Annotated in this window: 29 protein-coding genes, 1 tRNA gene and 1 riboswitch; of the genes, 16 read left to right on the top strand and 14 right to left on the bottom strand. The window is 72.2% G+C overall.

Annotation, left to right across the window (positions count from 1 at the left end; translation table 11 throughout):
- Positions 1 to 93 precede the first annotated feature (93 nt).
- From ACFFIC_RS29130 to ACFFIC_RS29155, 6 genes are all read left to right on the top strand, one after another.
- Positions 94 to 1,299, top strand: a complete 1,206-nt coding sequence (locus ACFFIC_RS29130; RefSeq protein WP_377057069.1) for an aspartate aminotransferase family protein — start codon at positions 94 to 96, stop codon at positions 1,297 to 1,299.
- Positions 1,296 to 2,249 carry an ornithine carbamoyltransferase gene (gene argF / locus ACFFIC_RS29135; protein ID WP_377057071.1) on the top strand — a complete coding sequence of 318 codons (954 nt, stop codon included), beginning with the start codon at positions 1,296 to 1,298 and terminating at the stop codon, positions 2,247 to 2,249. The genes ACFFIC_RS29130 and argF overlap by 4 nt, the downstream gene beginning before the upstream one ends.
- 123 nt (positions 2,250 to 2,372) lie before the next feature.
- Positions 2,373 to 3,089 (top strand): CBS domain-containing protein, encoded by a 717-nt coding sequence (locus tag ACFFIC_RS29140; RefSeq protein ID WP_377057073.1) that lies wholly within the window; start codon positions 2,373 to 2,375, stop codon positions 3,087 to 3,089.
- An 83-nt stretch (positions 3,090 to 3,172) separates the two neighbouring features.
- Positions 3,173 to 4,126: an Hsp33 family molecular chaperone HslO gene (gene hslO / locus ACFFIC_RS29145; protein WP_377057075.1), complete on the top strand. Its 954-nt coding sequence runs from the start codon at positions 3,173 to 3,175 to the stop codon at positions 4,124 to 4,126.
- A gap of 113 nt (positions 4,127 to 4,239) precedes the next feature.
- Positions 4,240 to 4,842, top strand: coding sequence for a hypothetical protein (locus tag ACFFIC_RS29150; protein WP_377057077.1), 603 nt, complete (start codon positions 4,240 to 4,242; stop codon positions 4,840 to 4,842).
- 239 nt (positions 4,843 to 5,081) lie between these two features.
- Positions 5,082 to 5,510 carry a hypothetical protein gene (locus tag ACFFIC_RS29155; protein ID WP_377057079.1) on the top strand — a complete coding sequence of 143 codons (429 nt, stop codon included), beginning with the start codon at positions 5,082 to 5,084 and terminating at the stop codon, positions 5,508 to 5,510.
- A gap of 78 nt (positions 5,511 to 5,588) precedes the next feature.
- On the opposite strand, the gene folE is transcribed toward ACFFIC_RS29155, so the two are convergent.
- From folE to metZ, 3 genes are all read right to left on the bottom strand, one after another.
- Positions 5,589 to 6,221, bottom strand: a complete 633-nt coding sequence (gene folE, locus ACFFIC_RS29160) for a GTP cyclohydrolase I FolE (protein ID WP_456306981.1) — start codon at positions 6,219 to 6,221, stop codon at positions 5,589 to 5,591.
- 154 nt (positions 6,222 to 6,375) lie between these two features.
- Entirely contained in the window at positions 6,376 to 6,786 is a 411-nt protein-coding gene (apaG, locus tag ACFFIC_RS29165) for a Co2+/Mg2+ efflux protein ApaG (protein WP_377057083.1), read from the bottom strand.
- A gap of 94 nt (positions 6,787 to 6,880) precedes the next feature.
- Positions 6,881 to 8,167: an O-succinylhomoserine sulfhydrylase gene (gene metZ / locus ACFFIC_RS29170; RefSeq protein WP_377057087.1), complete on the bottom strand. Its 1,287-nt coding sequence runs from the start codon at positions 8,165 to 8,167 to the stop codon at positions 6,881 to 6,883.
- A gap of 47 nt (positions 8,168 to 8,214) precedes the next feature.
- A riboswitch (SAM riboswitch) is annotated at positions 8,215 to 8,292 on the bottom strand.
- A gap of 97 nt (positions 8,293 to 8,389) precedes the next feature.
- Here metZ and ACFFIC_RS29175 point away from each other — a divergent pair.
- The 3 genes from ACFFIC_RS29175 (at position 8,390) to ACFFIC_RS29185 (ending at position 9,528) form a co-directional block, all read left to right on the top strand.
- Positions 8,390 to 8,464: transfer RNA gene (locus ACFFIC_RS29175), tRNA-Gly, on the top strand.
- Positions 8,465 to 8,946: 482 nt separating this feature from the next.
- Positions 8,947 to 9,087: a hypothetical protein gene (locus ACFFIC_RS29180; RefSeq protein ID WP_377057089.1), complete on the top strand. Its 141-nt coding sequence runs from the start codon at positions 8,947 to 8,949 to the stop codon at positions 9,085 to 9,087.
- Positions 9,088 to 9,312: 225 nt separating this feature from the next.
- Positions 9,313 to 9,528, top strand: a complete 216-nt coding sequence (locus ACFFIC_RS29185) for a hypothetical protein (protein ID WP_377057091.1) — start codon at positions 9,313 to 9,315, stop codon at positions 9,526 to 9,528.
- A gap of 498 nt (positions 9,529 to 10,026) precedes the next feature.
- On the opposite strand, the gene ACFFIC_RS29190 is transcribed toward ACFFIC_RS29185, so the two are convergent.
- Positions 10,027 to 10,230: a hypothetical protein gene (locus ACFFIC_RS29190; protein WP_377057093.1), complete on the bottom strand. Its 204-nt coding sequence runs from the start codon at positions 10,228 to 10,230 to the stop codon at positions 10,027 to 10,029.
- Positions 10,231 to 10,620: 390 nt separating this feature from the next.
- Here ACFFIC_RS29190 and ACFFIC_RS29195 point away from each other — a divergent pair, with 390 nt between their 5' ends.
- From ACFFIC_RS29195 to ACFFIC_RS29215, 5 genes are all read left to right on the top strand, one after another.
- On the top strand, positions 10,621 to 11,127 hold the full coding sequence (locus ACFFIC_RS29195; protein ID WP_377057095.1) for a hypothetical protein: 507 nt from the start codon (positions 10,621 to 10,623) through the stop codon (positions 11,125 to 11,127).
- Positions 11,124 to 11,588 carry a hypothetical protein gene (locus tag ACFFIC_RS29200; protein WP_377057097.1) on the top strand — a complete coding sequence of 155 codons (465 nt, stop codon included), beginning with the start codon at positions 11,124 to 11,126 and terminating at the stop codon, positions 11,586 to 11,588. The genes ACFFIC_RS29195 and ACFFIC_RS29200 overlap by 4 nt, the downstream gene beginning before the upstream one ends.
- 124 nt (positions 11,589 to 11,712) lie before the next feature.
- Positions 11,713 to 11,964: a helix-turn-helix domain-containing protein gene (locus tag ACFFIC_RS29205; protein ID WP_377057099.1), complete on the top strand. Its 252-nt coding sequence runs from the start codon at positions 11,713 to 11,715 to the stop codon at positions 11,962 to 11,964.
- The gene (locus ACFFIC_RS29210; protein ID WP_377057101.1) at positions 11,961 to 12,251 is read left to right on the top strand and encodes a hypothetical protein; all 291 of its coding nucleotides are present in this window, start codon (positions 11,961 to 11,963) and stop codon (positions 12,249 to 12,251) included. Before ACFFIC_RS29205 ends, ACFFIC_RS29210 begins: the two co-directional genes overlap by 4 nt.
- 299 nt (positions 12,252 to 12,550) lie before the next feature.
- The gene (locus ACFFIC_RS29215; protein ID WP_377057103.1) at positions 12,551 to 13,330 is read left to right on the top strand and encodes a hypothetical protein; all 780 of its coding nucleotides are present in this window, start codon (positions 12,551 to 12,553) and stop codon (positions 13,328 to 13,330) included.
- Positions 13,331 to 13,342: 12 nt separating this feature from the next.
- Here the strand turns inward: ACFFIC_RS29215 and ACFFIC_RS29220 are convergent, their stop codons facing one another.
- From ACFFIC_RS29220 to modB, 10 genes are all read right to left on the bottom strand, one after another.
- Positions 13,343 to 14,035, bottom strand: a complete 693-nt coding sequence (locus ACFFIC_RS29220; RefSeq protein ID WP_377057105.1) for a chemotaxis protein CheX — start codon at positions 14,033 to 14,035, stop codon at positions 13,343 to 13,345.
- Positions 14,032 to 14,415: a response regulator gene (locus ACFFIC_RS29225; protein WP_377057107.1), complete on the bottom strand. Its 384-nt coding sequence runs from the start codon at positions 14,413 to 14,415 to the stop codon at positions 14,032 to 14,034. Before ACFFIC_RS29225 ends, ACFFIC_RS29220 begins: the two co-directional genes overlap by 4 nt.
- A gap of 43 nt (positions 14,416 to 14,458) precedes the next feature.
- Positions 14,459 to 14,707, bottom strand: a complete 249-nt coding sequence (locus tag ACFFIC_RS29230) for a hypothetical protein (RefSeq protein WP_377057109.1) — start codon at positions 14,705 to 14,707, stop codon at positions 14,459 to 14,461.
- Positions 14,708 to 14,718: 11 nt separating this feature from the next.
- The gene (locus tag ACFFIC_RS29235) at positions 14,719 to 16,683 is read right to left on the bottom strand and encodes a chemotaxis protein CheA (RefSeq protein ID WP_377057111.1); all 1,965 of its coding nucleotides are present in this window, start codon (positions 16,681 to 16,683) and stop codon (positions 14,719 to 14,721) included.
- A gap of 10 nt (positions 16,684 to 16,693) precedes the next feature.
- Positions 16,694 to 17,545 carry a CheR family methyltransferase gene (locus ACFFIC_RS29240; RefSeq protein ID WP_377057113.1) on the bottom strand — a complete coding sequence of 284 codons (852 nt, stop codon included), beginning with the start codon at positions 17,543 to 17,545 and terminating at the stop codon, positions 16,694 to 16,696.
- A 34-nt stretch (positions 17,546 to 17,579) separates the two neighbouring features.
- Positions 17,580 to 18,668, bottom strand: a complete 1,089-nt coding sequence (gene cheB / locus ACFFIC_RS29245) for a chemotaxis-specific protein-glutamate methyltransferase CheB (RefSeq protein ID WP_377057115.1) — start codon at positions 18,666 to 18,668, stop codon at positions 17,580 to 17,582.
- Entirely contained in the window at positions 18,665 to 20,107 is a 1,443-nt protein-coding gene (locus ACFFIC_RS29250) for a chemotaxis protein CheW (protein WP_377057117.1), read from the bottom strand. Before ACFFIC_RS29250 ends, cheB begins: the two co-directional genes overlap by 4 nt.
- Before the next feature lie 4 nt (positions 20,108 to 20,111).
- On the bottom strand, positions 20,112 to 22,091 hold the full coding sequence (locus ACFFIC_RS29255; protein WP_377057119.1) for a methyl-accepting chemotaxis protein: 1,980 nt from the start codon (positions 22,089 to 22,091) through the stop codon (positions 20,112 to 20,114).
- Positions 22,092 to 22,185: 94 nt separating this feature from the next.
- Positions 22,186 to 23,298, bottom strand: a complete 1,113-nt coding sequence (gene modC, locus ACFFIC_RS29260; RefSeq protein WP_377057121.1) for a molybdenum ABC transporter ATP-binding protein — start codon at positions 23,296 to 23,298, stop codon at positions 22,186 to 22,188.
- Positions 23,298 to 23,996 carry a molybdate ABC transporter permease subunit gene (modB, locus tag ACFFIC_RS29265; RefSeq protein WP_377057123.1) on the bottom strand — a complete coding sequence of 233 codons (699 nt, stop codon included), beginning with the start codon at positions 23,994 to 23,996 and terminating at the stop codon, positions 23,298 to 23,300. Before modB ends, modC begins: the two co-directional genes overlap by 1 nt.
- Positions 23,997 to 24,278: 282 nt before the next feature.
- Here modB and ACFFIC_RS29270 point away from each other — a divergent pair, with 282 nt between their 5' ends.
- Positions 24,279 to 24,446 (top strand): hypothetical protein, encoded by a 168-nt coding sequence (locus tag ACFFIC_RS29270; protein ID WP_377057125.1) that lies wholly within the window; start codon positions 24,279 to 24,281, stop codon positions 24,444 to 24,446.
- A 213-nt stretch (positions 24,447 to 24,659) separates the two neighbouring features.
- Positions 24,660 to 24,858: hypothetical protein (locus tag ACFFIC_RS29275; RefSeq protein WP_377057127.1), on the top strand; the 199-nt coding region annotated here is incomplete at its 3' end.

Below are 24,858 nucleotides of genomic sequence, written 5' to 3' on the forward strand. Positions count from 1 at the left end.
ACCCCACGGGTCCTTTCCGCCATCTTCCTCCGCTTCCCGCCCGGCGACGCGACACCCGCAACGCCCGCGGGCCTTTCCGGAGGGCCACGCCGCGTGATCCCCGCCCTGATGCCGAACTACAACCGTGCCGACCTCGCCTTTGAGCGGGGGGAGGGCGCCTGGCTGTGGGACGGGCAGGGCCGACGATACCTCGACTTCGGCGCCGGAATCGCGACCAGCAGCCTCGGCCACGCGCATCCCCACCTTGTCTCCGCCATCGCGGAACAGGCCGGGCGCGTGATGCACAGCTCCAATCTTTACCGCATCCCGCAGGCGGAGCGCCTTGCCGCGCGCCTCGTGGAGGCGACGCCCTTCGCGGACAGCGTCTACTTCTCCAACTCGGGCGCCGAGGCGAACGAGGCCATGGTGAAGGCAGTGCGCAAGTTCCACGCCGATGCCGGGCAGCCCGAGCGCTTCCGCACCATCTGCTTCGAGGGCGCCTTCCATGGCCGGACGCTGGCGATGATCTCCGCCACCGGCAACAAGAAGTACCTGGAAGGCTTCGGCCCGCCGGTTGAAGGCTTTGACCACGTTCCCTTCGGCAACATGAACGCCGTGCGCCAGGCGATCACGAAGGAAACGGCCGCCATCATGATCGAGCCCGTGCAGGGCGAGGGCGGCGTGCGCCCGGCGGATCTCCGCTTCCTGCAGGAGCTTCGCGCCACCTGCGACGAGTTCGGCCTGCTGCTGGCGCTGGACGAGGTGCAGACCGGCATGGGCCGCTCCGGCAAGCTCTGGGCCCACCAATGGGCCGGGATCGAGCCGGACATCATGTCCTCCGCCAAGGGCATCGGCGGCGGCTTCCCGCTGGCGGCGACGCTGGCGAAGGAAAAGGTGGCGGTGCACCTCAAGCCCGGCACCCATGGCAGCACCTATGGCGGCGGCCCGCTCGCCTGCGCCGCGGGGAATGCCGTGCTGGACGTGATCCTGGCGCCGGGCTTCCTCGACACCGTGGACCGCGTGGCGCGCCACCTCTGGCGCGGCATGCTCGACCTCGCGGCGCGCCATCCCAAGGTGATCATGGGCGTGCAGGGCGCGGGGCTGCTGCTGGGCCTGCGCCTGACCGACGCTGTCTCGAACACGGAAATGCAGGGCGCCGCCCTGGCCGAGGGCCTGCTGACCGTGGCCGCCGGCATGAACGTGCTGCGCGTCGCGCCGCCGCTCGTCATCACCGAGGCCGAGGTGGACGAGGCGCTCCGCCTGCTCGACCGCACCTGCCTGCGCCTGACGCCGAGCGAGGCGAAGGCGGCGGCCAAGTGAGTGCCGCGCTGAAGACGGTGGACGGGGGGCCGGTGGCCCCCCGCCACTTCCTGGAGGTGATGGACTTCGACACCGCGACGCTGCGCCGCATGCTCGACCTCGCGCGCGACGCCAAGGCGGGCCGCGTTCCGGGCAAGCCGCTGGCGGGGAAAAGCATCGCGCTGATCTTCGAGAAGCCCTCCACCCGCACGCGCGTCTCCTTCGAGGTGGGCATCACCCAGCTCGGCGGCCATGCCGTGGTGCTGTCGGGGCGGGACATGCAGCTCGGCCGCGGCGAGACGCCGGCCGACACCGCCAAGGTCCTGTCGCGCTACGTGGATGCCATCATGCTGCGCACCGACGACGTGGCGAAGCTGCGCGGCCTCGCGGAGCACGCGACGGTGCCCGTGATCAACGGCCTGACCGACGTGTCCCACCCCTGCCAGATCATGGCGGACGTGCTGACCTTCGAGGAGCACCGCGGCCCCATCGCGGGGCAGACCATCGCCTGGACCGGGGACGGCAACAACGTCGCCCAGTCCTTCATCCAGGCCGCCGCGCGCTTCGACTTCACGCTGCGCCTGGCGACCCCCGACGCGCTCCGCGCCCCCGGCGAGCTGGTGGCCTGGGCCCGGCGCGAGGGCGCGCGGATCGAGGAAACCGACGATCCCGCGGCCGCCGTGCGTGGCGCCCGCTGCGTGGTGACGGACACCTGGGTCTCCATGTCCGACGAGAAGCCCGACGCGGCGGCGGTGAACCGCCACAACCTGCTCGCCCCCTACCAGCTCAACGCCGCCCTGATGCGCCACGCGGCGCCGGATGCCGTGGTGATGCACTGCCTGCCCGCGCATCGCGGCGAGGAGATCACCCAGGAGGTGATCGACGGCCCGCAGAGCGTGGTGTTCGACGAGGCCGAGAACCGGCTGCACGCGCAGAAAGGCGTGCTTCTCTGGGCGATGGGCCTGGGCTGAGGCTCCCGCCGGGCCCCGGGCCTGCCGCGCAGGCGGTGCGGGACCCTGTTGCTTGATCAGGATCAAGGCACTGCCTCCCCGGCCGGACCAGTGTTGCGCCAGGCACAAGCCCTGGAGCCCCCGATGTCCGCCCTCGTGATGGAATCCCTCAGCGCCCGCGACCTGATGACGCGGGAGGTGGTGAGCATTCCCCCTTCCATGCCTGTTTCCGCCGTGGCCCAGCTCCTGTCCGAGCGCGGCATTTCCGCCGTGCCGGTGATCTCCTCCGCCGGCACCCTGCTGGGCATCGTCACCGAGCTGGACCTCATCCGCCGCCTGAGCGGCGCCGAGGATGGCCTGCCCGGCTGGCTGCGCCGCCTCTTCGGCAACCGCGACCGCGATGCGGAGCGCTACGCCCAGGTCAACGGCATGTTGGCCGAGGACGTGATGACCCGCAGCGTGATCACGGTGGGCGAGGACGCCTCGGTTGAGCACATCGCCCACATCATGGAGGAGCGCGGCATCCGCCGGGTGCCCGTGCTGCGGGACGGCCAACTCGTCGGCCTTGTCTCGCGCGCCGACCTTCTCCAGGCCCTGCTGGTGCCGCCGCCCTCGCTCGCTGCCGGCGCCGCCGAGGACCAGCGCCTGCGCGATGCCATCTGGAAGGAGATCCGCGAGCAGCCCTGGGCCGACACCTTCTACACCTATGTCTCCGTCCGCGACGGCATCGTGGCCTTCCAGGGCTTCGCCCGCTCCGCCGCTGTCCGCCGCGGCCTGCACGCCATCGCCCACAGAGTGGAAGGCGTGCGCGGCGTCGTGGACGACATGCGGGACGGCCTCCCGCCCAGCGCCCTCTACTGAGAGGCGGCGCGGGGCAGGGGGCATGTGCCAGGCGCGGGTGCCGGGCCCTGTGAGTCCCCCCTGGTCCTGACTATGTAGGGCGGGTGCAAGACGCGACCCGCCCCTCCGATACCCCCGCCCTGTTCAACCATGAGCGCCCGCCGGTGCCCGATACGGTGATGCCGCGCGCCATCCTGCCCTTCCATCTGCAGGGCCGCCCCGTGCGCGGACGGCTGGTGCGCCTGGGCAGCCTGGCCGAAGCCCTGATCGGCCGCCACGACCTGCCGGCGGATGTTTCCCGCCTGCTCGGGCAGGCACTGGCCCTCACCGCCGGCCTCGCGGCCGCGCTGAAGTTCCGCGGCTCCTTCTCCCTGCAGGCGAAGGGCGACGGGCCCGTGCCCATGCTGCTGGCCGACTGCACCGATTCCGGCGACCTGCGCGGCTATGCCCGCCCGGCGGAGGGCGCCTCGCCCAAGGGGGAGGCGAGCCAGCTTCTGGGCCGCGGCTATCTTGCCTTCACCTGCGACCAGGGCCCGGACATGGACCGCTACCAGGGCATCGTTTCCATCGCCGGCGACACCCTGGCGGACATGACCGACTCCTATTTCCGCACCTCCGAGCAGCTCCAGGCCTTTGTGCGCCTGGCCTGCCAGCGCACGCCGCAGGGCTGGCGCGCCACCGCCCTGATCCTGGAGCGCGTGGCCGCGGAAGGCGGCATCGACGGGCAGGAGGACGATGAGGCCGACGAGGCCTGGCGCACCGCCACCATCCTGGCCGGCACCGTGAAGGAGGAAGAGATGCTGGACGATGCCCTGTCCTCCGACCAGCTTCTGCACCGCTTGTTCCACGCCGAGGGGTTGCTGGTGGACCACCCCCGGGCGCTTTCCTATGGCTGCCGCTGCTCCCGCGCGCGGCTGGCCGGCGTGCTGCAGGGCTTCCCCGAGAGCGACCTCGACGACATGGCCGAGGACGGGCAGATCACCATGAACTGCGAGTTCTGCAACCTTGCCTTCCGCTTCGACCGTGGAGAGGTGAGGGGTGGTGCGGGGCGGGCCTGATCGGCTAACGCGAAAAAACTGACACCCGGGAATCCCGCAACGCCATGACAGGTTCCGCCACGCCGGCCCGCCCAGGGATGAACCACGGGCCAAACCATGGGTCCGATGGAGGGATGGATCGCCGCCGCGCCCTGGGGGCGCTGGGTCTTTCCCTTGCCGCCGCCCTGGCCGGCTGCGGCGGGAGCGAGCCGCTGCCCGCGCCGCCGCGCCTGCAGGGCTATGCTTATCTCACGCCGCTGCGCCTGAACGTGGCGGACCTGGAGGTGATCGACACGCCGCAGCAGGGCCGCGTCGATCCGCCCGCCCCTATCCTTCCCGCGGCCGAGGTGGCGCGAATGGGCCGCGACCGCGTCTTTCCCTCTGGCACCACCGGCCGCGCCCGCTTCGTGGTGGAGGCTGCCGACCTGATCCACGCCGGCGATTCCGTCGCCGTGGTGCTCCGGGCCCGCGTGGAGGTGCTGAACGATGACCGCCGCGTGGCCTTCGCGGAGGCCGAGGCGCGCCGGGCGGTCAGCGGCATCGGCAGCGGCACGGCCGCCCATGCGCGGGCGGCCGAAACCCTGATGGTCCGCGCCATGGAGGACCTGAACGTGGAGTTCGAGCTTCAGGTCCGCCGCAACCTGCGTGACTGGTTGCTGGAAACCACCCCCACCGCTCCGGTCGCGCCCATCGATTCGCCCGAAGGCATCCAGCGCCAGGATCTTCCGCAGGGCTGAAGGGGGCCCGAAAGGGTCAGCCCCCCATCGGAGCGGCGCTGCCGAGGCGGACTGGCCAGTGGCCCCGCGAGGAAGCCCGCCGCGGCCGCCCTGGCCTTCGGCAGCACCCGTCTGAGCCCCGGTCCGCGCGAGCGGGCGCGTCGTCCGCGCGGCATTCCGGAACTCTCCCGGCGCGGCACCCGGGCCGGATCGAAACCACAACGGGCCCCGGGCGCTTTCCCTCCACAAGGAGACACGCCATGCCCCGCACCCGCCTTGCGATGCTGCCGGTCCTCGCCCTGGGCGTGGGCCTGGCCGCCTGCGCCCCCAGCGAGCCCTATTACGCCACGGCACCCGCCCCCGTCGGCTATGCCGCCCCTGTGGCTCAGGGATATGCCACGCCCTATGGCTCCCCCTATCCCGCCGCCCAGGCGCAGGGGAATTACGGCACGCCCTATGCGGCGCCCGTGCCAGCTTATGTGGGCCAGGGGGAGGGCTACCCGCGCGATGCCTATGGCCGGCCGGTGCAGCAGCAGGGCTATGCCGCCGCCCCCGCCGCCGGGGATTCCTACTGCCGGGAGGCCTATGCCAATGCCGCCGGCACGGAGCAGCGCGCCGCCGTGACAGGCTCCTACGCCGACGCGGCCCGTGCCAACCGCTCGGCCGGCTTCTTCCGCCGGGATTGCTGAAGTCAGGCAGGCCACCGCCGCCCGCGCGCGAAAGGCGCCCCCGGCTCCAGGCCGGGGGCGTCGCTCATGACGGGAGCCTCACCCCTCGAAGGTGTTCGCCCGTCCGTTGATGATCGACAGGAACTCCCGCCGCGTCGCATGGTCGTCGCGGAAGGCGCCGAGCATGGTGCTGGTCACCATGGCCACGCCAGTCTTGTGGACCCCGCGCGTGGTCATGCACTGGTGCGAACCCTCCAGCACCACCGCCACCCCCAGCGGGTCCAGGACGTCGTTGATGGCGTTCGCGATCTGCGCCGTGAGCTTTTCCTGGATCTGGAGCCGCTTGGCGAAGGCATCCACCACGCGCGCGAGCTTGCTGATGCCCACCACCCGGCCGCGCGGCATGTAGCCGATATGCGCGCGCCCGATGATCGGCACCATGTGGTGCTCGCAGTGGCTTTCCAGCCGGATATCCCGCAGCACCACCATCTCGTCATAGCCCGCCACCTCCTCGAAGGAGCGCTGGAGGAGCTGCACGGGATCGGTCTCGTATCCCGCGAACAGCTCGCGGTAGGAGCGCGCCACGCGGGATGGCGTGTCCAGCAGCCCCTCCCGGTCCGGGTCGTCCCCGGCCCAGAGCAGGAGCGTCCGCACCGCCGCTTCGGCCTCCTGCTGGCTCGGGCGCACCAGGTCGCAGCGGAGGCTCGTACCGGTGCCGGTGGGCTGGAGGATGGGAGAGTTCTGCTCGGTCACGTCAGGCGTTCCTTCGGGCATGGCAGGGCCGCGTTCGGTCGCGCGGCGTGGAAATCGAGATGGGACGGTACCCAGATCGTGAAAGCGCGGGCGTTTCCCCGCAAGAAACGGGAGGGCAGCGCTCCCCCGATCCTCAGTTCAAGGCGCCGCGGCCGTGAGGGCTGTCCAGGCTGAAGGCGGGGATCTCGGCATCGAAGGCTTCCCCACTGGTCGTGACCACCATGTGGTAGGTCCCCCGCATGAAGCCCGAGGGCGTCGCGAGCGGCGTGCCCGAGGTGTACTCGAAGACCTCGCCGGGCTCGAGCACCGGCTGCTCCCCCACCACGCCGTCGCCATGCACCTGCTGCGTCCGGCCCTGGGCATCGGTGATGTTCCAGCTTCGCCTGAGAAGCTGCACGGTGTCGCGGCCCTCATTGGAGATCTGCACGCGGTAGGCCCAGACATAGCGCCCCTCCTCCGGATCGGACTGGTCCACCAGGAAGAAGCTGCGCACGGTCACCCGGAGGCCGCGCGTCACGGCGGTAAAGGCACCGGCCTCGCTCATCAGCACCTTCTCCTCCAAGGCGACGGCGAAGCGAAGAAGCCTGCCGCCGACCCTGTCAATCCCGCCTTGTTGGCCCTGGGCCGGCCGGTGCCGCTCAGCGCGCCGGACCAGCCGCCCGGGACACGCCCGCGGCCGTGCCTCCGCCCGCGTCCCGCAGCCCGGGACGAAGGCTTTCGCGCGAGGCATCCAGCGCCTGGGCCAGGTCCTCGATCACGTCCTGCACATCCTCCAGCCCGACCGAGAGCCGCACCGTTCCGTCGTTGATGCCGAGCCGCGCCCGCTCCTCCGGCCCGACCTTCATGTGGGTGGTGGTGGCCGGGTGGGTCACCATGCTGCGGGCATCGCCGAGGTTGTTGGAGATGTCCACCAGCTTCAGCGCGTTCAGCACCCTGAAGGCCGCCGCCTTCGCACCATCGCCCTGGTCCGCCACGTCGAAGGTCACCAGCGTGCCGCCCGCCGACATCTGCGCCCGCGCCAGCGCCTGCTGGGGGTGACTGGCCAGGAAGGGGTAAAGCGTGCGCGACACCTCCGCCCGCCCGGCCAGGAAGTCCGCGACCGCGGCCGCGTTGGCGCACATGGCGGGCACGCGCAGGTGCAGCGTTTCCAGCCCCTTGAGGATCACCCAGGCGTTGAAGGGAGAGATGCTCGGCCCGGTGTTGCGGATGAAGGGCTGAAGCACCTCGTCCACCCACTTGCGCGAGCCAAGCACGGCGCCGCCCAGCACGCGGCCCTGGCCGTCGAAGTGCTTGGTGGCGGAATAAACCACCACGTCCGCGCCCATGGTCAGCGGCTTCTGAAGCAGGGGGGTCGCGAAGACGTTGTCCACCACCACCACCGCGCCCGCCGCATGGGCCAGCTCCGCCACGGCCGGCAGGTCCACCAGTTCCAGCATCGGGTTGGACGGCGTCTCCAGCAGCACCATCGCGGCGGGCTTGCGGAAGGCCTCGCGCCACTGGTCGAGGTCCGTGCCGTCCACAAACACCGTCTCGATGCCGTAGCGCGGCAGCAGGGTGGAGACGATCCAGTGGCAGGAGCCGAACAGCGCACGGGACGCCACCACCCGGTCCCCGGTCTTGAGATGGGCGAGCATGGCCCCGTGCACCGCCGCCATGCCGGAGGCCGTGACGCGGCAGGCCTCCGCCCCCTCCAGCGCCGCCAGCTTGTTCTGCAGGGCCTCGATCGTCGGGTTGCCGAAGCGGGAATACTGGAAGTGCTGCACCGTGCCGAGGAAGGTGTCCTCCGCCTGCTCCGCGCTCTCGTACATGAAGCCCGAAGTGAGGTGCACCGCCTCGGACATCTCGTCAAAGGAAGAACGGTTCTGGCCTCCGCGCACGAGGAGCGTGGCGGGGCGGAAGGGGGCGTCCGGGAGGGTCCTGGGCATAACGGGCGGTTCCATCAAGTCACGGATGGCCCGGTCGGGCAGCGGGGAAGCCCGCTGCCACGGCCGTTTAGCGCGTTTCTTTATGCTCGCCGCAAGCTGGCCGACAAATCGCGAGCGGCTCCACGGGGTGCGGCGCCGGGGGCAAGCTAGTCCGCGGCACCCCCGAAGGGCAAGGGCGCGGATTGCACGCATACGTGGCCTGCGCTAGGAGTCTCGCATGGCGCGGGCGTAGTTCAGAGGTAGAACGTCAGCTTCCCAAGCTGAATGTCGTGGGTTCGATTCCCATCGCCCGCTCCACTCGTCCCCGCCCATTTCCCGGGGGCACACTGGGGGCACACTGGGGGCATGTTCCCGGGGCCTGCCCTGGGCCGGCATCAGTCACCAACCCCCGTGGTCATCCCCACAGAGCCTGCTGGGCACGGCTTTCGAAGCCGAGGGCCTTCTCACCGGCCGACAAACTTATTCCCGATCGCCTCCGCTTGGTGTCTCCCCCTGAGGTGGTCGTCGAGTGTCGAGGGGCGGGCTCAGCCGGCCACGGCTGGCGGATCGCCCGTGATGGGCAGAGGATCCGGAGCAATCGCCGCAGCGCCTGCGGGCAGGCGGCAGCGGGTAGGCACCGGACAGCGAAGAAGACTAGCGTCGCGGAGCTGAGGAGGACGACACCATGGTTGTGCCGCCAGGGCTGTTCGGCATCGCTCTCGCTTACCTGCATCGGCTCACCACCCACGACGCCCAGCCGGAAGCCGGCCACGGCAGCACCGCAGGCGCTGGCGGCGGCGGTGCTGCATCTGACGCGCCGGCAGAGGCTGCGGCGGATGGTGCCGACGGTGGTGATGCCGGGGGAGATGGGGGTGGCGCTGGCGCTGGCGATGGTGGAGGAGGCGGGGACGGCGGGGGGTAAGCCTCTTCGCCGAGGATGAGACTGCTCCCTCCGGTCCTGGCTTGTTTGTTCTTCGTCGTACCGCCGGGCTTCGGAGGTGCTCGCGCCTTGGACCCCGCCAGGCCGTGGCTTCTCCTCGCGGCTTATCGTCGCCCGGCGGGCAGCGGGGCGGCTGCACATTTCCTTACCAAAGGAACATTGAGCGTGTGTCCCGCTCATCGTTACTGGCGTCGCTGGCCAGCAAGCCGCGGGGAGGGAATGTACGATGGCGCTGGGCGACCAGGGATTGGCGCAGGTGCAGGTCCTGGTCGAGCGCAGTGGCTCCGGCGCTGAGCCTTGGCGATGGCGCCTGGCGAGCGGCCACCAAAGCATTGCCGCTTCGACCCGTGGGTTCGTTTCCGCCGAGAATGCCCACGCAGCGGCAAAGGCCAAGCTGCTCGAACTCAAGGCCAAGCGGGCGCTCAGCGCTCTCGGCTTGTAGGCATTGGGCCAGACAGGCCGCACGCGCCCCAAGCCCGGCCATAACCCTTGTCCGGCTTGGTGAGCCACCGCGGGCGGCTTCCGGCGTTTGCCTTGCGCGATCGAACCGGCTCTCGATCCGCGTCGGGCGTCATCATCAGGGCCGGCAGGACGCCGCCGGCATGAACAGGCTTTGAACGTCACCGCTGGCGAGTTCATCCTGGGGGACAGCAGCAGCACGCTTCGCAAAGAGCAGGCTGGTGAGGATCCGCGTTGTCGGCGGCCGCGGCACTCAATCGCTTTTGGGTTTGCTCTGCTCAGCCGAAGGTGTGTTGCTTTGCCGTGCCTGCACGATCTCCTGCCAGAGCAGGAAACACATGACACCCAAACAGACCAGTAAAGCGGGAATGATGACGTAAGCACTTTTGAGCATCAGACGCCGCTGCCTTCACCGGGTTACCCGGGCCGATAACGTATCTGCCCACAACCGAAGGTAGTGAGGTCTGCTTACAGTGACCTTTCACCCAACTGAAGCGATGGCCCCGACGTCTTTCTCCTCCTTTTCCCGCAGGCGCTCCAACAGAGCCGCCTGGCGATCGAATGCCCTGGCCGTCTCCAGCAGGGACTCAGCGGCGACCCTGAGACTGATGTGAGATGCCACCTCGCGACACGCCTGGGCCTCGTCGTGCAGCTTGGCGATCTGATCCTGCAACATCTGGGACATGTGCCGGCACCATCTCCCTTGTTCTGCCTGTCCGTGTGGAATGGCTGCGATGGCAAAACTAGCTAAAACACATGCGTATTATCAACCCAGGGTGGTGTTCGGGCTGACCCAAATAACCTAAAGGTGAGTTATTCAGCAGCGAGCACGAGCAGCCTGAACACGTCCTCCGTCGAAGCCACCCGCAGCTTGATCTGGGAAGAAGTTCGGCTGAACGGGGAAAGAGGAACATCACGCCGCCCAATCTTTCGAGCATCGGGTGCGAGCCTGGCCTGGAGGAGGGGAGGCGCAGCGGAAGCAGGCAGGGGACCACGTGGTGATCAGGTCAGACCCATGAAACGAGCACCACCAGGAGAAGCGATGCCGCCGAGTTCACTGCCGCGATTCCGTTCGATGCTGGCGCCACTTGCCCTCGTCGGTCTGACGCTGCCCGGATGTTCCGAGCTGCTGACGGAAGGCGGCGCCGCCGGTGCTGGATTGGGTGGCGCCGCGATCGCCGACGTTGTGGGAGCCGGCGCCACCACCACGACCGGCATCGGGCTTGGCGTGCAGGCGGGGGTGCGTGCCGGGCTGCACTATGCTCAGCGGCGCGCTCACGCCGCGGCACAGGATCGCATCGCAGCGGCGGCGGGCCCGCTGCCGGTCGGTGCGGTGGCTGCTTGGTCCATCACCCACAAGGTCCCGATCGAGCCGGACGAGCGCGGCGAGGTGACCATTGTGCGGGTGATCGAGGCTGGGTCGATCCACTGCAAGGAGATCGTGTTCTCGGTGGACGCGACGAGCCGGCCCGAGGAGATGCCGCGGCGTGGCTTCTACACCGCCTATGTATGCCGGGACGGGCAGGCCTGGCGGTGGGCCTCAGCGGAGCCGGCCACGGAGCGCTGGGGCAGCCTGCAGTGAGACGCTGCCTCGCGCTGCTGCTTCTGGCCCCCCTGGCTGGGTGCGGCCTGGCTGCGGATCTGACGGGGGCAGCGGCTGGCATCGCCGCGGGCACCGCCACCGGCAACCCGGCAGCGGGCTTCGCCATCGCGGTGGGCACGCGGGCTGGCGTGCAGGCTGGCCTGAACTGGGCCGTGCGCGTGCGGGCGAGAGGCGAGCAGGACGCGGTGGCCGAAGTGATCGGAAGCCTGGCGCCCGGCGAGGTGCGCGCTTGGCGCATCGAGCACGACATTCCCGTTGGCAACGAGGATGGCGAGGTGCGGCTCGTGCGAGAGATGGTCACCCCGCTCGCGACCTGCCGAGAGGCACTCTTCTCCATCTCCGAGGGCAAGTGGTTCGTCACGACGGCCTGCCGTCAGGAAGGACGTTGGAAGTGGGCGGCAGCCGAGCCTGCTGTGCCCCGGTGGGGCGCCCTGCAGTGATGCGTCACCGCCCAGGAGCATGTCGGGACCCGCTGGATGGGTTTGCCGCCATCGAGACCCTCGCCGTCGCGTTCACCGCGCAAAGCGGGAGCAGGGCTGGCGAACCGTTGCGGGATGAAGCGGGTTGACCCCTCAGCAGTGCCGGGAAGCACGCCAGATGCTGGGCTGGACGCATGGGCAGCTCGCGATGGCCGCAGGCTGCAGGTACGACACTGTGAAATACGTCGAGGCGGGTTCGGGCCGACCCCGTCCATCCACCGTTGCCGCCATCCGTGCCGCCCTGGAGGATGCAGGCGTTGTTTTCGCGGACGAGAGCGATGACGGGCTTGGCGTCAGGCTGCGCCAGGACCCTCCGCAGGGCCTGCGGGCACCGTGACGGAGCCCAACCGGCACGCACCCGGATGGACCCCGCACGAGGGCGATGTCTGGACGAGGGCTTTGCCATCCCGCCTGGGTGATCCCCCTCTGCTGCTGCGTGTGTTTCCGAACCCAGCCTCGGGCGCATGGGGTGATCCCTGGATCTGGGAGATCGTGGATCCGTACGATGACGACCTGCATGCTGCGGGTGAGATCGACAACGGCGAGGCGAGCAGTTGTGCGGCCGCCATGGACGCTGCACTCGCCGAGGCGCTCGTCCACGTTGCCAGCCTGGCGGACGAATGAACCGGGATGCTCCGCCGTCGTTCATCGGTGTGGACGACACCCACCCTGTTCGGTGGACCGGAGCGTCACAACGGTTTGCGGGCGGAGGATGAGGGGCTGAGGCGCTCGGCTTCGGTGGTTCGGATCCAGCATCCGGATCGCGCCAGGCCGGTCGGGGCCCAGGCTTCGCGGTCTCGATGTCGCGGGCTGGATTCCCGCCGCGCGCTCCGGCGTGCTTTCCCTGCCATCCGTCCGTCCTGCCCCGCTGGCTTCCCTCGCGGGGGAGTGCAGCCGCGCGTGCGCCGGGCTATCCCGGGCACATGACCGTTTCACTGCCCCAAAAGGCAAGCGCCCCGCTTCGCCCGGCGCTTCACGCCCTTCTCTTCCTGCTCGGCACGGCCGGTGCGGCGCAGGCCGTGGATCCGGACGACCTCGACATCTTCCTGCCCACCACCCTGCAGGACGCCTTCACCGGCGATCCAAACGAAGGCGAGGCGCAGCTCGGCCTGCGCTTCGACCGCCGCCGCGGGCACGACGAGCTGCAGATCTTCCCACAGTTCCAGGTTAGTCCCGCGGACGGGCTGCTGCTGAACCTCAGCCTCCCCTATGTCGCGGGCTCCGGCAGTCGCGCCAATGCGGGGGAGCTCAGCGTGGGTGCCCTCTACAATCTCAGCCGGGAAGGCTCCTGGCTTCCGGCCTTCGCGGTCGCGGCGGATGCCAGCACGCCGACCGGCCCGGGCGACCGCGGCACCCAGCTCCAGTTCACGGGCGTCGTCACCCGGACGATCGACCCCTCCGCCCAGCGGCGCCTGCACCTCAACGTCAGCTGGTCCACGCGCTTCGCGCCCTCGGCCGACGAGCGGCACAACCGCTACCGCGTGGTCGCGGGCTACAGCCAGCTGCTGAACCGGGACACCGCGCTGATCCTGGACTACGTGCGCGAGCGTGGCGACCGGGGCGAGCGCGACGCCAACATCATCGAGATCGGCGCCCGGCACCGGCTCGGGGAGAGGGTGGCGGTGGGCTTCGGCGCCGGCGCGGGCATCGGGCGGGATTCGCCCCGCTTCCGCGCCCTGTTCAGCATCGAGGTGGATCTGTAGGGGCCGCGCCCCTCAGCCCTGCGCCGCCGGGAACACGTCCATCTCGTCGTCCATCACACGCTCGATGAAGTCGCCCACCAGCAGCTTCAGCGCGCCCAGCGAGGGCATGTCCATGACCATGGCGATGTAGCCGCGGATGCTGCGGTCCCGCACGGCGAAGTTGATGTAGAGGAACAGCACCAGACCTTCGGGCGAGGCCGGCCCCCCGGCATCCAGCAGGCTCCGCCCGTCGCCGCGCAGCACCTGGGGCAGCGACATGGTCAGCGAACGGTGCAGCATGTTCGCCATGGTGCCGAGGCAGCCGTTCAGGATGATGTTGCCGGTTTCCGCCAGCGCCTCGCGCTCCATCTCGGCGGCGTCCTCGGGCGCCACATCCTCGCCCAGCACCGCCCGGACCAGCTCCAGCCCGTTGGACTGCGGGAACAGCAGCAGCGCCCGGCCCCGGAAGGCGCCGGAGAAGTCCTGGCGCACCGCGACCAGATCCTCCCCCTCGCGCTCGGCGATGAGGGTCGCGGCGGTGGCCTGCGGAATGATCTCGATCGCCGGGACCGAGAGCAGCACCTCGCCCCCCACCATCCGGCGAAGGCTTGCGGCCGCCCGGCTGACGCCGATGTTCACGAGCTCCGTCAGCGCGTCCCGCTCGAGCTCCGAGAGCGCCACCGCCCCCGCCACGTGCTCGTCCGTGAAACTGGGGGGGAGGGTCACCGTGCCCCCACGCGCAGCCGCAGCGCCGCTCCGGACACGAAGCCCCGCAGCGCCTCCTCCGTCACCGGCTTGGGCACGAAGGCCGCGCTCACGGCCCGCGCCCGCGCGATCACCTCGTCCTGCACGTTCGCGGTGATCACCGCGATCGGCATGGATGGGTGCAGGGCCCGCATCTCGGCCGCGAGCGTCAGCCCGTCCTTGCCAGGCATGTTGTAGTCCAGCAGCGCCAGGTCGATCCCGCCCGCCTCCAGCCGCGCCATGGCTTCCTCGGCGTTGCCGGCCTCCACCCGCCCCCAGTCCGGCTGCAGAGCGGCCACCGCCTTGCCGGCGACGATGCGCGCCAGCTTGCTGTCATCGACGATCAAGACCGTGGTGGCCATCCGGCTGCTCCGAGGCTGTGCGCGACGCGGCGCCCGCCTGATCCTAACCCTGTTGCGGCCTTGCAAGAAGCGGTTCCAGCCAACGGGCGGTGAAGGCATCCCCCGCCGGCCCGTCCAGCCCCGGGCGCAGGGCCAGCAGCACCTGCACCACCGCGGCGTGCAAAGGGCCGGCGCCCCGCAGGTCCACCCGGCGGTTCTCGCCGCCCTGCAGAAAGGCCAGCAGCGGCTCGGCATGCTCCACCCGGGCCGGGCCCTCCAGGCGAATCGTCTGCCCCTCCACGACCAGCCCCATGCGTGCCTCCATCAAGCCGTCACGGCGGGGCCGGCCAGAAGGGCCGGAAGGTCGAGCACGACCAACACCCGGCCATCCCCCATCAAGGCCGTGCCCAGCAACCCCGGCATGCCCCGCAGCAGACCCTCCGCCGGGCGCAGAAGCACGTCCAGCCGGCCGGCGAAGGCTTCCACCTCCAGCCCCGCCCGGCCCGCGCCCGTGCCCGTCACCAGCACCCGCGCGGCCTCGCCCCGCGCGGGCGGCTCCAGCCCCAGCAGCGCGGCCAGGCCGAGCAGCGGCACGGTGCGCTCGCGCAGCACGAAGGCTTCCGCCTGGCGCAGCGGCAGGATGCGCCCGGCAGGAAGGCGCAGCGTCTCGGCCACGTGCTCCACCGGCACGCCGAAGGCCTCGCCGCCGGCGCGCATCAGCAGCACCGTGGTCACCGCCGCCCCCTGGGGCAAGGAAAGCCGCACGGTGGTGCCCGCCCCGGCCGCGCCCACCAGCGCGACGCGCCCGCCCAGCGCCTCCACCGCCCCGCGCACCGCGTCCATGCCGACGCCCCGCCCGGACAGCTCGGTCACCTGCCCCGCCGTGGAGAAGCCCGGCCGGAACACCAGGTCCAGCGCCTGCGCATCGTCCAGCGCATCGATGGCTGGGGCCTCCATCAGCCCGCGCGCCCGCGCCACCCGCCGCAGCCGCGCGGGATCCATCCCCCGGCCGTCATCGGACAGTTCCACGACCACCCCTTCGCCGCCACGGCGCGCCGAGAGCACCAGCCGGCCCACCCGCGGCTTGCCCGCCGCCACGCGTTCCTCCGGTGTCTCGATCCCGTGGTCCAGCGCGTTGCGCAGAAGGTGCAGCAGCGGCTCGAACAGCCCGTCCACGATCGCCTTGTCCGCCTCGACCGCCTCGCCGGAGACGGAGAGATCCACCTCCTTGCCCAGCCGCCCCGCGATGTCCCGCACCGGCCGCGCGAAGCGGGAGAAGCAGCGGCCCAGCGGCACCATGCGCAGCCCCAGCACGCCCCGGTGCATGGCCTCGGCCAGCCGCTCGATCCCCGCCCGGCTTTCCGCCAGCGCCCGCGCCAGGGCCGGGTCGGCCTCCGCCGCGCGGGCCACGAGATGCGCCAGCCCGTTCTTGGCCACCACCAGCTCGCCCGCAAGGTCGACCAGCGCATCGATCCGGGCGGCATCAACGCGCAGGCTGCGCGCGGCCGCCCCGGCCGGCGCCGCTTCGCGCACCTCCTCCGCGCGCGGGGCCGGGGCGGGCAGCTCCACCAGCCGCACCTGGTCCGCCACCAGTCGCAGCACCGGCCGCAGCGCCGCCTCGGGGGCCGCGCAGACCGCCTCGATCACCAGATTGCAGGAGAAAGGGTCCGGCCCCTCCTCCGGCCAGGGCGCCCGCGGCGCCAGGTGCAGTGCCAGCAGCCCCGGCAAGGCCCGCACCACCGCCATGGGATCGTCGCCCAGGAAGAAGCAGTCCTCCGCCGGCCCGTAGCGCAGCGCCGTCACCGTGCGCCCCGCCGCGTGCTCCGCCGCAATCAGCGCCCCATCGCGGGCCAGCAGCGCGGGCAGCCAGTCCTCCGCCGCCGGACCGGGGAATGGGGACGCGGCGCCCGGCAGCAGGCCGCGCAGCGCCGCCTCCAGCGCGACGCCGCGCGCACCGGCATCCGCGGGCAGGGCCCCGGTGGCGGCGATGGCCTCCACCCAGCCCTCCACCGCGCCCACCAGCGCCAGCAGCGCGTCCACCGCCTCGCGCTCCACGGCGCGGCGCCCCGCGCGCAAGGCCTCCAGCAGGTCCTCCCCCGCGTGCAGCGCCGCACCCATGGGCGCGAGGTCGAACAACCCCACCGAGCCCTTCAGCGTGTGCACCGCGCGGAAGGCGCTATCGAGCCGTGCCGCGTCGGCGGGCGCGCGTTCCAGCGCCAGCAGGTCCTCCGCCGCGGCCTCCGCCAGCTCCCGCGCCTCCAGGATGAACTGGTCCAGCAGCTCGTTCATGCCGGGCCGCTCATGCGGGAGGCCGCTGGTAGACGATCGCCTCGTCGAAGCGGCGCACAAGGAAGCGGTCGGAGATCCGGGTCATGGACTCGGTGTGCCCCAGCAGCAGGAAGCCGCCCGGCGCCAGCGCGTCGAACAGCGTCTGCGCCGCCATCTGGCGGGACGCCTCGTCGAAGTAGATCAGCACGTTGCGGCAGAACACCACGTCGAAGCGCCCCGCCGCCGCCATGCTCGCGGCATCCACCAGGTTCGCCGTGCCGAAGTGCACGGACTCGCGCAGGTCCTGGATGATGCGCCGCCGCCCGTCCTCGCGCGGGCCGAAATACCGCCGGAGCAGCTCGGCCGGCAGGCGCGAGAGCGAGCGGTCGCCGAAGAAGCCTTCCTCCGCCGCCCGCACCGCGTCGCCGTCGATGTCGGATGCAGCGATGTCGATGTTGTAGGCATCCACCATCGGCCAGTTCTCCAGCAGCCAGATGGCGATGGAATAGGGCTCCTCCCCGGTGGAGCAGGGATTGGACCAGATGCGCACGAGGTCGCCCGGGCCACGCCCCGCCACGATCTCCGGCAGGATCGCGCGCCCGAGGCAGCGGAGCTGGTGCTCCTCGCGCCAGAAGTAGGTCTCGTTCACGGTGAAGCTGTTCACCAGCCGCGCCGCCTCGGCCGGGCTTGCCCGCAGCAGCCCCATGTAGTCCGCGAAGGAGCCCGCCCCCGAGGCCGCGATGCGCTGCGCCACCCGCCGCTCGATGTAGTAGCGCTTGCCTTCGCCGTAGGACATGCCGGTGCGGCGATAAAGGAAGTCGCAGAGCCGCAGCAGCTCCTCCGCGCCGAGCGGCGCGCCGCTTCCGGCTCCGGGGCCGCTCATGCCGGATCCCCCTTGGTGTTCAAGGACGCGCGGCTCACGCCACGAGCCCCGTCAGCGCGGCGGCGATCCCGTCCAGCGGGGCCACGATCGCGGCTCCGCCGGCGCGCACCAGCTCCCCAGGCATGCCCCAGACCACCGCGCTCTCCTCCGCCTCCGCGATGGTGTGCCCGCCGTCGCGGTGCAGCCGCGCCATGGCGGCGGCGCCGTCGTTTCCCATGCCCGTCATCAGCACGCCGACCAGCCGCGAGGGCGCGACGTGCTCCATCGCGCTCTCCACCATCCGGTCCACCGAGGGGTGCCAGCGCCGCCCGGGATCGGAGGGCGCCGCCATGGCAACGATCCCCGCCGCCCGCGTGCCCAGGATCACGTCCGCATCGCCGCGCCCGACATAGGCGTGCCCGGGCAGCAGCGGCACCGGCCGCACCACCTCCTCCACCGAAAGGGCGCAGAGCCGGTCGAGCCGCCGCGCCAGCGGCCCGGTGAAGCTGGCGGGCATGTGCTGCGCGATCACGACCGGCCAGGGGAAATCCGCGGGCAAGGGTTCCAGCAGCGCGTCAAGCGCCGCCGGCCCGCCGGTGGAGCAGCCCACGAGCACCACGCCGGGAGGCGTGCCGGAAGGCCGGGCCGGGGCGGCGCGGGGCAGGGCGGGCACGGTCGGCACGCGCCCCGGCACGGATGCCAGCCCCGTCCGCAGCCGCACGCGCTCGGCCAGGCGGTGGCTGCGCCGCAGCCGCGCCCCGGCCGCCGCACGCACCTTCTCCACCAGCACCGGCGCCAGCTCGTCGATGGAAAGGGATGCGACGCCGGAAGGCTTGCCCACGAAATCCACCGCGCCCAGCCGCAGCGCCTCCAGCGTCGCCTCCGCCCCCGCCGCCGTCAGGGCGGAAAGCATCACCACCGGCACGGGGTTCTCCAGCATGATGCGGTCCAGGCAGGACAGCCCGTCCATGCGGGGCATCTGGACGTCCAGCGTCACCACGTCCGGCCGCTGCCGCGCGATGGCGTCCAGCGCCTCCATCCCGTCCCGCGCGAAGGCAACCTCGAAATCGGGCTCGCCGCCGAAGACGCCGCCTAGCAGGCGCCGCATCAGCGCGCTGTCGTCCACCACCAGGAGGCGGATCACGGCCTTTCCGCGGCCCGCGCGGACATCGCCGCCAGCAGGTCCCGTTCCGCCGCGTCCAGCAGCGCGCGGGGATCGACCAGCAGGATCATCCGGCCGCCGCGCTCCACCCGCGCCACGCGGTCGAACACGCGCGCGCGCCCTTCGGCCAGTTCCGGCGCCGGGGACAGCTCGGCCGCCGTGACCGCCAGCACCTCGGACGCCGCATCCACCGCGAAGCCGGCGCGCAGCCCGTCCACCGTGACCACCACGATGCGCCCGCGCCCGCCGGCCTCGCCCGCGCCGAAGCGCCGGCGCTGGTCGATCACGGGCAGCACGGCGCCGCGCAGGTTCATCGCCCCCTCCACGAAGTCCGGCGCGTGCGGGATGCGGGTCAGCGCGCCGGGGTGGCGCACCACCTCGTCCACCGCCGCGATCGGCAGGCCGTAATGCTCCTCGCCCAGGCGGAAGATGACGAAGCGCTCCACCGCTCCCGCCCCGCCATCCCCGTCCATCGCCTCGCCCTCCGTTGCGGCCGCGCCAAGCCGCGCCACCGTCGCCTCGTCGAACAGCCCGGCCGGGGACAGCACGGACACCAGCCGCCGCCCGCCCTCCATCCGCAGGATCGCCGCCACGCGCGCTTCCCCCAGCCCGCGCGAGAGCAGGGGCGGCACCGGCTCGATCGCGGCCTCCGGCACGCGAAGGATCGCCTTCATCCGATCCACCACCAGCCCCAGGCGATGCGCGCCGAGCCGCGTCACCACGACCCGCGCCGATCGTGTTTCCGTTGCCGGAAAGCCGAGCAGCGCATGGGCCGACACCACCGGCAGCAAGCCGCCCCGGTGCGCCACCACGCCGAGCATCGCTTCCCCCGCGCGCGGCAGGGCCGTGACCGCGGCGGGCAGGCGCACCACCTCCGCCACGGCATCGAGCGGAAGCGCGAAGTCCTGCCCGGCAATGCCGAAGGCGACCAGCGCCAGCCGCTCGGCCGCCTCCGCCGCCATCTCCTGGACCGGCCCGGCCGGAATGACCGCCCCCCTGACCGGCACGCCGGACCGGACGAAGGCGCGCCCCAGGAGGGCCGGCAGGTCCACCGGCCGGGCGCCTTCGGCCGGTCCCAGCCGCCCGACGCGACCGACCAGCAGCCCCAGGGCAGGCAGCCCCTCCACCACCACCACGCGCGCGGCGGGGGAGGCCTCCTCCGCCCGCAGCCCCATCAGCCCCGCCAGGGACAGCACCGGCAGCACGCGCCCGCGCAGGTTGGCCAGGCCCAGCAGCGCCGGGGGCGCCTGCGGCACCCGCGTCAACGGCAGCGGCCGCAGGACCTCCCGCACCGCCGCGGCCGGAAGGGCGAAGAACTCCCCCGCCACGGTCACGGCCAGCACGCCGTCCGTTCCGGTCGTGCCCGCGCCGGCTGGTCCCGCGCTGGCCTCCCCGGAGGCGGCCATGGCGTGCGCCGCCACGGACTCAGCCCTCCGCCGCGCGCAACTCGTCCGCCAGGCCCGCGATCTCCTCGATCGCCGCGGCCAGGTCCTCTGCCCCACGCGCCTGCTCGCGCGCCGCCGCCGAAGCCTGGAACACCGCGCCGCTCGCTTCCTCCGCCGCCGCCGCGATCTGCTGCGTTCCCGCCGAAACCTCGCGCGCGGCGCGCAGGATTTCCTCGGCCCCCGCCAGCACCTCGCCCGAGCCCTGGCGCAGCGCGCCCAGCTCGCCCTCGGCCGCGACCAGCCTCTCCAGCACGGCCCGCCCGCGCCCGATCTCGCTGGCCGCGGCCAGGGCCAGCGCGTCCAGTTCCGCGCGCACCACGGCCACCTGATCGCGAATGTCGCGCACCACGTCCTTCATCCGGTCGGCATTGCCGGCGGCGTCGCGCGCCAGTTCCCGGATGTCGGTGGACACCACGGCGAAGCCCCGCCCGGCCTCGCCCGCCCGCGCCGCCTCCACCGAGCCGCTGACCGCCAGCATGTTGGTCTGCACGGCCACCAGCGCGATCCGGTCCACGATCTTCTCGACCCGCCGCCCCGAGCCTTCCAGCGCCGCGGCCAGCCCGGCCACCGCCCTGGTCTCGGCCACCCCGGCCGCGATCGCCTCGTTCAGGGCGGCGAGGGCGGCGCGCCCGCCCGCGACGCGCGGCGCGAGCGCCGCCAGCAGCGCCCCCGCCTCCACCGCCGCCTCCCGCGTGCTGCCGGCCGCGCGCTCGATCTGCTCCATCGCCGCCGAGGACTGCTGCGTCGCCGCCGCCTGCGCCTGGGCGCCGCGGCCGATCTGGTCCAGCGCCGCGGTGATCTGCCCGGCCGCCCCCGAGAGTTCCTGCACGACCGCGGAAAGCTGCTCCGCGGCCGAGGCCACCTCCTCCGCGGCGGTGCTGGCCGTGGCGCCCACCGCGGCCCCGGATGCAGCGCCGGCCTGCAACCCCTCGGACATGGCCGCCAGCGCCTGGGCCGTGCGCTGGCTTTCATCCAGCGAGGCGCCCTGCTGCTCCACGGCGCGCTGCGCCTCCGCCGTCGCCGCGGACTGCTCCTCGGCCGCCGCCGCCACGCCCTCGGCGCCGCGCTGCGCCTCCCGCACCGCGGTCTCGGCCTCCACGGCGGCCAGCAACACGGCCTGCGCGCCCCCGGCGAGGCTGCTCATCTCCGTGCGGACGGCGGCAAGCGTCTCCACCACCACCCGCGCCTCGCGCGCCTGCGCCTCCGCGCCCTCGGCCGCGGCGCGGATCCTCTCGCCGATCGCCCGCACCTCCGCCCGGATGGCCTCCACCAGCGCCTGCACCTCGGCGGCGCTCGCCTCGGACTGCTCGGCGAAGGCGCGCACCTCCTCGGCCACCACGGCGAAGCCGCGGCCCTGCTCGCCCGCCCGCGCCGCCTCGATCGCGGCGTTCAGCGCCAGCAGGTTCGTCTGGTCGGAGATGTCGCCCACGCTGCGCGTGATCTCCCCGATGCTGGCCGCCCCCGCCTCCAGCGCGGCCACCACATCCACCGAGCGCATCTGCCGCGTCGCGTTCTCCTGCACGATGGCGGCGGAAGCCTCGATGCCCGCGCCCAGCTCGATCAGCGCGGCCTGCATCGCCTCCGTCCGCCGGCGCGACGTCTCGGCCCGGTCGCGCGCCTGGCCGAAGATCGCGCCCAGGCTGTTGATCGCACCCTGCGATTCCTGCGCCGCGCCCGCCGCCTCCTCCGCGGCCGAGGCGATCTGCGAGAGTGCCCGGCCCAACTCCTCCGCCGCGGCGGCCGCCTCGGTGATCCCGGCAGCCAGCTCCTCCGTCGCCGCGCCGATCCGCTCGGAGGCCTTCTCCCGCCGGGCCTGGGCACGGCCCTCCAGGCGCCGCTGCCGCGCGGGCGCCGCCGGGGGAGGGGCAGGGGGCACGGTCACAACGGGCCGGGCCGGGCCGCGTCCGGCCAGATCGGAAGTCTTCACCAGCGCCATGCGGTCCCCCTCGGTCTTTCCCACCGCCCGGCCCTGCGCCGGTCCGCAGGGCCGGGCGTGGGAATCGGTATCGCCCCGTCGCACAGCGTGGAAGCAGCGGCCCCGCCGCGCCAGCCCCTCAGCCGCCTTCGTCCCCGTTCCCGCCGGCGGGCCCGAAGGCCGCCGACTTCACCATGGCCCAGACCGGCATCCCCACGCGCAGCGAAAGCCGCCCCACCGCGTCCGCCGTCACGCGGCACAGCAGCACGGTTTCTCCCAGCCGCAGCCGCAGCATGGCCTCATGCGCGCGGAAGGGTGCCAGGGATTCGATCACCGCCGGCAGCACGTTCTGAACGGAAACCCCGCGCGGCTCCTCCACGGCCACCGAAATGTCCCGCGCCCGCACGCGCACGCGCAGCGCATCCCCCGCCGTCGCCTCCGCGCGCAGCGGCACCAGCAGCGTGCCGCCGGGAAAGCCCAGCCGCGTCAGCCCGCGCCCCGCGTCGTGTCCCAGCACCGTGCAGCGCAGCGCCGCCCCGGCATCCCGCCGCCCCGCCAGCAGCGGCAGGTCGGTGCGGCCCGAGAGCGCCTCCACCGTGTCCGCCGCCAGCACCCGCCCGGCCTCCATCAGCACAAGGTGGTCGGCCAGGCGGTCCACCTCGTCCAGCGCGTGCGTCACGTAAAGGATGGGCAGGCGAAAGCGATGCCGCACCCGCGCCAGGAAGGGCAGCACCTCCGCGCGGCGCGGCGCATCGAGCGCGGCGAGGGGCTCGTCCATCAGCAGCAGCCGCGGCCGGCACAGCAGTGCCCGTCCCAGCGCCACCCGCTGCCGCTCCCCGCCCGAGAGCGCCCCCGGGCGGCGCGCGAGCAGCGGCGCGATGCCGAGCAGGCTCACCACCTCCTCGAAGCCCGGTCCTTCCGCGCCGCCGGGCGCGCGGCGCGCGCCGTAGCGAAGGTTCGTTTCGACGGATAGGTGCGGAAACAGCCGCGCGTCCTGGAACACCACGCCGCAGCGCCGCCGCTCCGGCGGCACGAACACGCGCGCCGCCGTGTCCAGGAGAACACCGCCGTCCAGCGCCACCCGTCCCCCATCCGGCCGCAGCAGGCCCGCAATGGCCGAGAGCAGCGTGGACTTGCCGCAGCCCGAGGGTCCGAACACCGCCGTCACGCCCGGCGTGGGCGTGGAAAAGGCGGCCTCCAGCGCGAAGCTGCCCTGGCCGGGAAAGCGATGCAACACCGAAACATCGAGCATCAGCGCGGCAAGCGCCCCAGTGCCGCCGCCAGCCGCCGGCCGGCCAACTCCGCCAGCAGCAGCCCCGCGACCGCAAGTGCCAGGGAGATCGCCGCCAGCCGCGCCGCCGTTGCCTCCCCACCCGGGGTCTGGGTCGCGGCATAGATGGCCAGCGGCAGCGTCTGCGTCTCGCCGGGGATGTTGGAGGCAAAGGTGATCACCGCCCCGAACTCCCCGAGCCCGGCGGCGAAGGCCGTGATCGCGCCGGAGAGGATGCCGGGCGCGATCAGGGGCAGCGTGACCGTCGCGAAGCGGTCCAGCGGCCCCGCGCCCAGGGTCCGCGCCGCCGCTTCAAGCCCTGGATCAACCGTATCCAGGCTCAGCCGCACCGCCCGCACGATCAGCGGAAAGGACATGACGGCCGTGGCCAGCGAAGCCCCGGCCGTGGTGAAGACCAGCCGCACCCCGAACCAGTCATTCAGCAGGGCCCCCACCGGACCGCGCAGTCCGAAGGTCACCAGCAGCAGCCAGCCCACCACCACGGGCGGCATCACCAGCGGCAGATGCACCAGCGCGTCCAGCAGCGACCGGCCGGGAAAGCGCCCGCGCGCCAGCACCCAGGCTGCCAGCACCGCGGGCGGCAGCCCGAACAGAACGGAGCGCAGCGCAACCGAAAGGCTCAGCCGCACCGCCTCCCATTCCTCCGGCGAAAGGACCACCCGTCAGGCCCGGCGCCCGGCGGCGCGGCGAGCCACCGTGAGACCCGTCTCCACCGGACGGCGCACCGCGCCAGGAGGCGGAAGCTTCCGGTGCGTCATGGCTTCGTTCCTTGTCTCGAACCAAACCTGGGCGGACATGGCATCCCCCCTGACCAGAGCAGCGAGCGGACCATGGCAACCACAGCCCTGAGTTGTGATATCACAAAAACCGACAAATGCTGGTTGGTGCGTAACCGTTACGCAGGTGTACATCATCGCGCATAACCCCTGCCCGAGGCCGTCGTGCAAGCTAAGACATTCGAAGAACTTGACCTGCCCCTCTCGTACGATGCGGCCATCGACGAACACAGGCCCGAGCGCCTTTCCATGGGCAAGGCTTTCTGGGTGATCGCGGGGCTTTCGGCCACCCTCTGGGCCGGCATCGTCAGTCTGGTATCCGCTCTCTCCTGAGCCGCGTCGAATTCTCCGCCGCTCCTCGCCAGTGACAAGCCGCTGCCACGGGGAAGGCAGCCCTCACCAGCCCGGCCTGCCACCAACGGACGTTTTCACGAATGAGTGGGCAAGACAAAGCCGCCTCGTTCGGAAGTGAAATATTGTCTTATGGTGCAGCGCACAGGAAGCCCGCGCTTTACGGAGGCTTTCTGGTGAGAACGGATCCGACGAATGTCCGCCCTGATTTTCCGGGATGGCAGCGAGCCTGAACTTCGCGGCTCTTCCCAGCCTCCCGACCTCCGCGTGCCGGTGGGGCAGGAACCAGGTCGGTTCTCCGGTGGTTCTCCTCCGCCGCGCGGCTCGGCGCTGCGGGCGGCGGATCTCGGTGTGGCCGGGGCCCTGCTGCTGCTGACCCTGCCGCTCTCCCTCC

The sequence above is a fragment of the Muricoccus vinaceus genome (assembly GCF_042433125.1).
Taxonomy (GTDB): domain Bacteria; phylum Pseudomonadota; class Alphaproteobacteria; order Acetobacterales; family Acetobacteraceae; genus Roseomonas; species Roseomonas vinacea.